We start from the raw sequence: 11061 nt of genomic DNA on the forward strand, positions 1-11061 counted from the left end.
GGTAAGATCTACCAAACCAGCATGAAATAAGGCATTTTTTAGAAGGAGATAGGTTGGCAATTGCGGAACCACAGCCCTAACACCTCGATCAGGTTGAAGAGTAGGCTTAACAGAAACGGGAGAAAGAGGAGAAGGCTTTACTGGCTCAGATGGAGAAGGTGAAACAGGTACTGGTGAAGTGGAAACAGGATCTATAGATGAAGGAGATACCGGCCCAGACTGTACAGATGGAGAAGATGAAACAGAGACAGTAGGTCGCGGAGCTGACACATGATCTGTATCTGTAGATGAAGAATCTGCCTGCTCAGACGGCACAGATGGAGAAGATGAAATAGAGACAGTAGGTCGCGGAGTTGACACATGATCTGTATCTGTAGATGAAGAATCTGCCTGCCCAGACTGTACAGATGGAGAAGATGGAACAAGGATAGTAGGTAGCAGAGAAAACATATGATCCGTAGATGAAAGATCTACCGGCTCAGAAGAATCTGATTCAGGGCCAATATACATACTTTCGAGACGAAAATCCCAAAAATCTCCACTCCCTGTCACTAATCTATTTTTCGGATCTGCTTTCCCATAAGAAGAACCTGGACCATAGCCACGAAGATAATATTGATAAGGCAAACCATCGACTGTAATATAATCACTAAAGAGTTTAAAAGAATCTTCCTGGGCCATCCCAGCAACTTGAACAAGTGAAATACTTTGGCTTTCTTGACCATCTACTTCTTTTTCTGAAGTTGCGGAAAAATCTTCAATCGTGAGTATTGTAGTTCCCGAGACATCCCCAAAAATCAAAATACGATCAGTTTTTTGAGGATTAAATAAACCATCACTATTAGGGGATGTACTAAGCTTAATTCGAGTATTACCCTTTGCACTGTATACTAGCTCCCCCTCGTCTGACGTTACTTGGCTTATATCACTCTGTCCAATGTGCAACGTTTGATAACCTGGAGATTGATAATGGCTAAAAACAAGTGTACTATCGGAAAGACTTAAAGATGAAAGCGATGAATCCGAAGAATCTGATTCCTGTAAACCATAATATTTACTTTTGGTGAGATACCATGTTGAACCACGCACTAATTTTAAATCAACAAGCGATATATCATCAGTACGAATACTTCCTGTAAGTATAGAGGAATCCGCCTCAACACTAAGAAAAGAACCATTTTCAGCTTTTAACAATAAGTCACCGGAAATTCTTGTGTTATCTGATAATTTAAGAGTAGCTTCAGCCCCATAAGCATCATCTCCGGTACTATAAATGGCGATACCATCTGGAACATGAAAACTTGTCCTTGATAAATCAACAGATGCCGTTCCCATAACAAGGCTTCGCGTTTCTGAACGCTTTTTATCATCTAGCTCTAACATACCGGCCCATACATCTGGATCTAACCCATAAAAATATAGACCATGTGCTCCCTCCCCCTGAATAGAAATTTCTGAATATTTAATACTAATACTTGTCTTCTTAAACTCATCCGATGAATTATATTCATGAATCAATTTGCCATTATCATATGCATAACCTGAAAAACTTTTAATCAAAAAGCCATGCATATCAGTAAGCTTTACAGAACTATTATCACTCAAAGAAATCTTACTACCTTGAAACACTCTAAAAGCTTCTGGTAATATAGTTACATTTTTACCTTCAACTTCAGCAAACTGTTTTCTTCCTTTTCCTTCAACGTCAACAAAACGCAAATTAAATTCGCCCCCCAGCTCTGCTTCAAATGAACCGCTCCCTTTTAAATCAACTTTAGAAGTCAATATACTAACCTTCGCACCATTGCGACTAAGAAAATTGATACCTTCCACATTTGAATCCCCTGGAGCAATATCGAAAGAATATAGACTTATAACCGTTTTTCCTTCTGCATAAATAGCTTGTGGGCTCCCCTTAATTGCTCCTTCAATTATTCTGACATACCCATTCTGAACACGAAGACCGGATACGTCCTTAATATATACATTCTCTAAATCAGCAGATGCATCATCTTTTACATACATCGCATAAGGAGCCGTTTGATTTAGACCATCTCCTATAACCGTTATATGAGAACCTTGAAGATCTGTGCCTGACTTTTCTAGATATATAACTGCAGCAGGATTATTTTTAGACGTATTAGAAAGATGATAATTTTTATCTTTCATTGTGTGTTTTTTACCATCACTACATGTATAAAAATTCCCTGACTCATCACAGGGAGTGCCAAACCATTCAGAAAAATAGGGATTATCATCATATCGAGGATTCGCATTAACATCCATAACTGGCAAGAAAGAAATAGCAGTTGTTGTAAGGGTAAATAAAAATCTGTAGTTTCTCAGTATATTAGTCATAATTTTATTACAAACTCTCTCTTTCCCACTGTTATATAAAGCAAAAAAAACATTATATAACAATGAGTTAAAATATTTTAAGAAATGGGAAATATAAAACTTAAAGAGTATATTTATTACTTCACATGACGCTCTATACGCATGCAAAAATGACTTTAAATTTTATGGGGATTTAAAAATGTTAGTGAAGACCGCCGGAAAAACTCATTCCCGACAAATCAGCTTTAGTACGAAGATGTTGACAGGTTACATCTCCATACAGCGCGAATTTTGAAGATAATTGCGCATTAAAATATTGTAAAATCTTATCAAAGTCTGAATTTGCTTTTTTTCTGCTTCATGATGATAACATCAGACTATTCCGCAATAAAGGTATCAAGAGATACCTATATCAACGTTATGTGTATGGAACTCGTCATAGCCTTAAAACTTCTCAATAACACTACATGGATATGACCCAACAAGGGAAGAACTATCCAAATCCTCACCCTGCGCATGAGCAGCTGCATGGGATGAAAGAAAAAAACAGATGTTATAAGAACACACAAACACACGTGGCATTTTATAATTTCAGCCATAATCACTACAAACTTTCTTTTTCAAAACTTTATTGAAAATAAAAATGAAACCCTGCGTATAGATCCGTTATGTTTTACACGTTTAAATTGTTTTGAAGTGTATGTAAAGCAAAAATTAAAAAAGACACAATAAAATCACATTTTACACCTATTCTTCTCACAGAAAACTAGAAAGGAAAAATGCAATTAAAAATGATAGCCCAATCCAGCAGAAAAATGCATTCCGGAAAAACCAGCCTTTGTGAGCTTATGCTTGTAGGTTAGAGTGCTATGCAGTGTAATTTTTTGTGGTAGTTGTGCATAGAGGCCAAACCCGGCTTCTAGAGAAGAGCCTGGAGCACCTAATAGAAAGGTATCCCCCAGATTTATGAATTGTTTGTTCTTAAAATTATGAATAAAATGAAGTTGGCCGTAGAAGGAAATAGCGTGTGCTCCTTCAATCCCTGCAAATGTCTTGGTTAAGCGGCCACCAATACGCATCATCGAGTAGTTTAATTTTCGCATATCAATATCAAAACCATCAACATCATGTGTCTTATGAAACCGAAGATGTTGATAAACAAATTGTATCTGTGGATCCAAAATAAAATTTTCATCCCCCATCATAAATGCTTTACCAGCGGTTAAAGAAACGCTTAGAGGTTTCCCTCTTAATGTAGCCGTTTTATTCCGTGCAAGAGTAAAAACGCTTCCACGAAATAAACCACAAGATAAGAGGCCATCTATATAAAAACCTGAGCCACGCTGTGTACTGCCATATACTGTAACGGACCATTTATTAAATGTACTTTTTTGGCTTTGTTCAACATTCAAAGGTTGTAAAGAAAATTTTCCATACGTCCCCATAACTCCCAAAAAAGAAGTACTGTATACGCTCTCGATATTTTTCAGCAAAGTACCAATCTCTATGGCGTTATAATCAAGCTCACCTCCATAACCGTATTTAAGTGCGGATAAATTTGAAGCATAACGATAATTTCCACCATAACCACGTAGAAACAGGGCAGGATTTCTATCACTTTCCAACGATCGATAAGAAATAATCCGTAGTGCTTCCAGCTGCTTATTTTGATTGCTTATATCCACCCATCCAGTATGCAATAAGGCATTTGGTAAAAAGATATAAGTTGGTACCTGTGGAACAACGGCCCTTACATTTTGTTCAAAATGAAGAGAACGCTTAGAAGCAAGAAAAATCTCAGAGATAAAAGGAACATAATCTAGGTCGGATAGTGTAGTATCACCCCTAGGTGCAACTGGGACAGATACAGCACCAACATCGTCAAGCACAGGAGAGTGTTTATCTGAAGCATCAAGCTCAGTGATAAGAGATGTCTCAGGTTCAGTAACTTCAGGACTAGATGCAGCGGAAAGTGAATGAGAAGGAGGAAGACTCTTGAGATCCGTATACCCAGGGATAAGAGGTGTATCAGATTCAGTAACTTTAGGACTAGATGTGTTAGAAGGTGGTCGAGAAGGAGGAAGACTCTTGAGATCCGTATGCCCAGGGATAAGAGGTGTATCAGATTCAGTAGTTTCAGGATTAGATGCAGCGGAAGATGAGTGAGAAGGAGGAAGACTCTTGAGATCCGTATGCCCAATGATAAAAGATGTGTCAGATTCAGTAATTTCAGGGCTAGATGCAACAGAAGGTGAATGAGAAGAAGGAAGACTTTTGAAATCCGTATGCCCAATGATAAAAGATGTGTCAGATTCAGTAATTTCAGGGCTAGATGCAGCGGAAGATGAGTGAGAAGGAGGAGGATTATTGAGATTCGTAGGTGCCGTAATAAGAGATGTATCAGATTTAGTAACTTTAGGACTATATGTGTTAGAAGGTGGTCGAGAAGGAGGAAGACTATTGAGATCCGTATGTTCAGTGATAAGAGGTGTATCAGATTCAGTAACTTTAGGACTAGACGTGCTAGAAGGTGGTCGAGAAGGAGGAAGACTCTTGAGATCCGTATGTCCAGTAATAAGAGGTGTATCAGGTTCAGCAACTTCAGGACGAGGTGTCACAGAAGGTGTTCGAGGAAGAGGAGGCTGAACAAATTGACTTTCCAAGCGGAAATCCCAAAAATCTCCTGTTCCTTCAATTAATCTTCGAGATGAATCTGCTTTCTCTAAGCCAGGCCCTGGACCATATACACGGAGGTTATACTGATAAGGTAAACCGTCTAGTGTGGCATAACCACCATTCAGCTGAAAAGAATCTTTATCTACTCGTCCAGAAACTTGAATAATGGAAACTTCCTTGTTGTTTTCATACTCTCTCGTATAATCCTTTACACTTCCAGGGACACTTTGTACATGGATTATCGTTGTTCCAGAAACATCACCATGGATTAAAAGACGATCCGTTTTTAGCTCTTGAAGCCCCTCCCCTTGATTCAGATATGTATTGAGGTAAATATGCGCTTTACCTTGTACCTTATAAACTTCACCTGACCCTTTTCCAATCCGGAGTGTTTGATAGCCATTAGTTGTGTGAGCTTTGAGTTCTTTAAAAACAATAGAACTATCAATAAGATGTATCGATGAAATTGATGAATCACCTATAGGGCGAGAATCTTGCAACTTTTCATATTCTGGTTGTGATAGAATCCACTTTGAACCATTCTTTAACTGCAAATCCGCAGTAGAACTTTTATCAACATAGGCCCCCCCTTTAAGTATAGAGGCATCTGCAATAATCTTCACGGTAGACTTTTCATAAGCCTGCAGCAATAAATCCCCAGAAAGTTCTGTGCCTCTTGAGAGTTCGATAAAACTATCGAATGCCTTGCTATAAATAGCCGTACCTTTTTGAACTGTAAAAGTTGTATTTTCCAAATGGACCGCCCCTTTTCCAGGTATGATTATTGGTTTTTCATCAACTAAAAATTCCCAAAAAAATTGCATACCATTAAAAGCTTCACTCCTTACAAAAACAGTGGAATTTTTGATATGAGCAGTATTATTATTATTCCCCTGCAATATAATTCCATGGGCATCGCTAACATCAACACTACCTTTTTGAAAATCAATAATTCCCTTACCTTGAAGCATATGAAAAACGGAATTTTGATTACGATTGTTTACATCCGCCGTCTGTTTTATTTTTCCTTTAATAGCAATACTATCTAAAATAACCTGTCCACCTCCTCCTGTTTGAACCCCAATACCATTTATAAAATTAATCTCCCCTTTTTGCATCTGAATTTGCGCGTTACCCTGACTAAAAAGACCTATCCCATCAGAACCTGTTGTAATTTTTATATTTTCTAAAAAAATAAACGACCTTTTATCAGCGACACTAATTCCCAATTGGGTTGCATCAATCGATCCGTCCCGCATTTCAAATGCTCCATTATCAATTTCTACTCCTATTGACACACCCTTTAATTCTGAATCAAACAGGGCCACTCCCCCGTCATTTGATATTTTTACACCAGTCGTCCAAGGGCTTTTTTCTGAATGATCGTTCGCATCCGAAGCGCCGTTAATGATTACATTGTATCCGTGAATTTCTGTATTTTTCCCCCATGCCTTTATAGCTGTATCAGAGCCTTCCCCAGTTAGGCTGTAAGTTTTATTGGAGATTTCATGCTCCTTAGCATCGTTACACCAATAAAATAGCTCACTTTCACTACATGAAAACTGCTCCTTCCCAGAAGGCGACACACTCGCATCAGCATTGTGCGCAAAGAAAAGAATAATAGCCGTAAAACCATACAAAGAGAGATGTTTTTTAGAGATTTTTATCATAATTCCATTACAACTTTCTTTCCCCTTCCATGAAAAAATACATGTTCTGTTTCGTTGTTTTGATCACACACGATGCATATAACACGTTATGTGTCTTTCATTAATACGTTTTGTGTTTTATGTAAAGCTGAAATCAAAACAAAAATAAAAATATTACAATTTAAAATTGTGATATCCACAAAAATCTCGTAAAAATAGAGAGAATTTAATCAAAGAAAACAGTGTTCTAAAAACAGCTTATGAATTTGTCTTGGTCCCTAACAAAAAGCATTTTAATACTTTTAAAACATGCAAAGGACGTGTTCTGAAAATTGCTCGCAAAACAACTGACAAAAAGAAATAAGCCACAAGCATAACTTGTGGCTTATTAAAGAATTGATCAAAAATGCAATTACACTAGAAACGATAGTGCACTCCTCCAGAGAAACTAGCTCCAGAAAAACCAGCCTTCGTTAGCTTACGTTGATAAACCATATCAGCGTGAAGGACAAGGTTTCCCGATAATCGGGCATTAAAGCCTAACCCTGCTTCTAAGGTAGAACCAAAATTACCTAACTGGAAGCTATCTTTGAAACGTACAGCCTGTCTTTCTCCAAAACCATGAGCCAAATAAACCTTCCCATAAAGAGCAATACTGTTCATGCCTTCATAATTCTTAGGAACTTTGATCAAACGTCCACCAACACGCGCTACCCACTGATTAAGGCCTCCCAGCTCAATGTCAAAGTTATCAACATCTCTGGCATTACTAAACTGGAGGCGCTGATAAATAACCTGAACCTGTGGATCCAATACAAAACTTTCATATCCTATTGCAAAAGCCTGACCTCCAGTCAAAGACACACTGAAAGGTTTCCCTTTTAATGTGGCTGTCCTTCCTCGCACAGACGTGCGAACATCACCTTTTAAAAGACCATAAGAGAAAAGACCATCTACATAGAAACCATTATCATGCTGCATGCTACCATAAACAGTAGCTGTCCATTTATCAAAAGCACTCTCTTGACTATGTTCAACATTCAAAGGTTGTAGAGAAAGTTTGCCATAAGAGCCAAGAACCCCCAATGAGAGAATACTGGTAGTATTTTCAATCGTTTGTAACAAAACACCTGTTTCTACAGCATTATAGTTAAGGTTGCCTCCATAACCATATTCGAGTGTAGACAAATCTGAATGATAACGGTAACGCCCACCATAGCTATGCAAATACAAAGCGGGTCTTTCACGAACCTCTACCATGCCACTAGATGTGGTTCGTAACATTTCTAACTGCTTGTTTTGATTACTGATATCCACCAAACCGGCATGGAATACGCTATTCGACAAGAGGAGATAGGTTGAAACCTGTGGAACAACAGCCCTAGCTCCTGGCTCAGCAGGTCTAAGATGAGAATCCGGAACAAACTCAGAACCGTCATCAGGTCTAAGATGAGGACCCGGGACAACCCCAGAACCAGGAGCCGGTTTAGATGGAATATAAAAATCAATATTACCATTCTCGAGACGGAAATCCCAAAACTCTCCCCCACTTTCGACTAATTTTTGAGCTGAACTTGTCTTCCCTAATCTAGAGCTTACACCATAAGCATGGAGTCTATATTGATAAGGTGAATTTTCCAGCGTAACATAACCACCGGCTAACTGAAAAGAATCTTCCTGTGCACTTCCATGAACCTGAACAACTGAGATACCTTTGTTATTTCCTTCAAGCCCTGTAGCTCCCCCCGGACTTCCTGCAACACTACGTATATGCAATATTGTTTTTCCAGAAACATCACCATGGATTAAAAGACGGTCCGTTTTCTGCTCTTGAAGCTTCCCTCCTTTATTGAGATATGTATTAAGATAAACATGTGCTTCACCTTCCGCCTCATAAACTGTACCTGATCCTTTTCCAATATGAAGCGTTTGATAACCATCAGCTGTGTTAGTTTTTGGTTCTTCAAAAATAATAGAACTATCAATAAGGTGCATCAATGAAATTGACGAAGCACCTATAGGGTGAGAATCTTGCAATTTTTCATATTTTGGTTGTAATAAAATCCATTTTGAACCACTCCTCAGTCGAAATTCAGCAGTAGAACTTTTATCAAGCCTGACGCCCCCTACAAGCGTAGAAGCATCAGCTGAAATCTTTACCAAAGAACCATTTTCACCCTTCAACAATAAATCGCCAGAAATTCTGGAATTTTGCGTAATTTCAAGAAGAGCACCAGATTTATTGCTATAAATAACTGTACCTTTGGGAACTTGAAAAAAGGTTTTTTGTAAATCGACATACCCTCGCATGGGTAAATTTGTTCGTGGCAAATTTCCAAATACCACGTTTTCCCCATAAAAACTGTAAAGCTGCTCTGTTGTATAAGGATTTTCATATGGCTGGACTTCGGCATCTTTTTCCTCCCAAAAACGGAAGCCATAGAATGCATTACCTTCCACTACAAAAGTGGAATCTATAATATTTAAATCATTCACATTTCCTCGCAACGAAACACCATGGGCATTGATAACCTTGACGTTTCCTTCCTTAAAATCGAGAAAATTCTCATTTTTTGACATCTGAAAAGCCGAGTTTTTATCATGGTTGTCTCCATTCGTCTCCTGGCTATTATTTTTAGTAACAGAAACATTTTTTAAATAGATCATTCCATTTTTTTCTGTGTAAACTGCAACACCGTTTGTAACGTACATTTCTCCTTTCTCTATATCAATCTTTCCCGAATTATCCGCCACTACACTATATTTCCAAAAATTCTTCCCCGAACTATCTGTATTTGAAGCATCCTTAATAGTTATATTCTTCCCCATAATATGAGTGCCGCGTTTAGATGCTTTTATAGCTATCGCTTCAGAATGTTCCTTATTAGCTTCTTGATAAGTTTTATCAGAAATTATATGCTTATCCCCATCATCGCATCGATAAGATGCGCTATTTTCATTACATGGAGATCTACTTTTATTACTTTGTACTACATCATTCACAACAGTAGGAGGCTGTACCTTATTCTCAGGGATATCAGCTTGTACTTGAGAACCAACACTGTGCATATAAAAAAGGATTGTTGTGCAAACACATAAAGAGAGATGATTTTTCAATATATTGACCATAATTATACCATAACTTCTTTCCCCTACCTGATTAAAAAGACGCGTCCTACCAAACCAACTCGTTTATAAGTTGTGTTTAATACATTTTGTAAAATACGTTACATCTTTTTAATACGTTTTGTATTTTATGTAAATATGGAATAAAAAACTTAATCTGAATCTGTCATTTTTATAAAGAAGACATTCAAATATAATTTTAGTGAGTTTGTACTCATAAAATAGGTGCTTTAGCTGTTGTCTATAAATCAACAACCCAGAATTTATGGAAACATCCTATCGAAGAAAAAATTGATATAAATCAATGATCTAAAAACAGTTACAGTTTCTATATGCCAAGCTTTTAAGCCTATTGCGTATATCTGCTCGATCTATCTCTGAAATAGAGCGACAACCTCATCGTGGCAAGATATAAAGTTCATAAAATAAGAACCCATTTCTATCTTTATGACCTTCTTTTATTCAGTTTTACGACTTTCAAAAGCGTTTACAACAATATTTTTAAAAGAGTGAAAATGCGCATCAGCTCTCATTTTTGTTGCTTTCATTCTTAAATAGTATCGTCTCTATTCATGAAAAATAGCACCCTATTGTATAACTCGTTCATGCACCTTCTTAAAAAATATTTCTCATTACCTTCAATCCCATCTCACAACAGCATCTATCAAAAGCATAAGATCCATGAGGATGTATCATTTTTACACTTAGAAAAATACAAGCAGCAGCACCATTTTATTTTTCAATTTAAAATGTTACAAATACCCTAGAATTGAAAACAATTTTAAAAAGCATTGAGAACTTTTTATAAAATAGTCCTGGATTCATCAAAGAGAAATTGAAATAAAAAGAATATTTTTGTATTCAGCACTTTCACTCAAGTCGCAAAAGTCAATTATCTTTATAAATCAGATTATGACAATAATGCAGATAAATCCTTATAACCTAAAAAATTTGAAAACTATTAAACACAAATAACTGAGTCTCTCTCCTCACGAAGAATTGAAGAAAACCAACCAGAAATATATTTAAAATGTACAAGATACTTATATCTTCAAAATTTTAACAGGATGAAACGAATAGAGAAAGAAAAAAAGTCACAGGTTATATTTGTGACTTTTAAAAGAGTTGATCAAAAATTATGACCACTAAAACTGATAACGGACTCCCCCAGAGAAACTCGTTCCAGAAAAACCAGCTTTAGTCAGCTTGTGTTGATAAACAAGATCACCATGAAGCGCAAAATTTTGAGACAATCGAGCATTAAAACCCAATC

The 11061-nt window shown here is 37.1% G+C and carries 3 protein-coding genes and 1 pseudogene; all 4 read right to left on the reverse strand.

Annotated features, from left to right (window positions below):
• Positions 1-2358: pseudogene (locus J7R07_RS07735) on the reverse strand (autotransporter outer membrane beta-barrel domain-containing protein); the annotation flags it as partial.
• 423 nt (positions 2359-2781) lie between these two features.
• On the reverse strand, positions 2782-2919 hold the full coding sequence (locus tag J7R07_RS07740) for a hypothetical protein (protein ID WP_208436293.1): 138 nt from the start codon (positions 2917-2919) through the stop codon (positions 2782-2784).
• A gap of 203 nt (positions 2920-3122) precedes the next feature.
• On the reverse strand, positions 3123-6683 hold the full coding sequence (locus J7R07_RS07745; RefSeq protein WP_208436294.1) for an autotransporter outer membrane beta-barrel domain-containing protein: 3561 nt from the start codon (positions 6681-6683) through the stop codon (positions 3123-3125).
• 396 nt (positions 6684-7079) lie between these two features.
• Positions 7080-9791, reverse strand: coding sequence for an autotransporter outer membrane beta-barrel domain-containing protein (locus J7R07_RS07750; RefSeq protein ID WP_208436295.1), 2712 nt, complete (start codon positions 9789-9791; stop codon positions 7080-7082).
• Positions 9792-11061 lie beyond the last annotated feature (1270 nt).

The sequence above is a fragment of the Bartonella phoceensis genome (assembly GCF_902825145.1).
GTDB classification, from domain to species: Bacteria; Pseudomonadota; Alphaproteobacteria; order Rhizobiales; family Rhizobiaceae; genus Bartonella; species Bartonella phoceensis.

Bases quoted from the DNA above. Each gene is read 5' to 3' on its own strand.
- J7R07_RS07740 (WP_208436293.1), bottom strand. From the start codon at position 2,919: ATGCCACGTGTGTTTGTGTGTTCTTATAACATCTGTTTTTTTCTTTCA.
- J7R07_RS07745 (WP_208436294.1), bottom strand. From the start codon at position 6,683: ATGATAAAAATCTCTAAAAAACATCTCTCTTTGTATGGTTTTACGGCT.
- J7R07_RS07750 (WP_208436295.1), bottom strand. From the start codon at position 9,791: ATGGTCAATATATTGAAAAATCATCTCTCTTTATGTGTTTGCACAACA.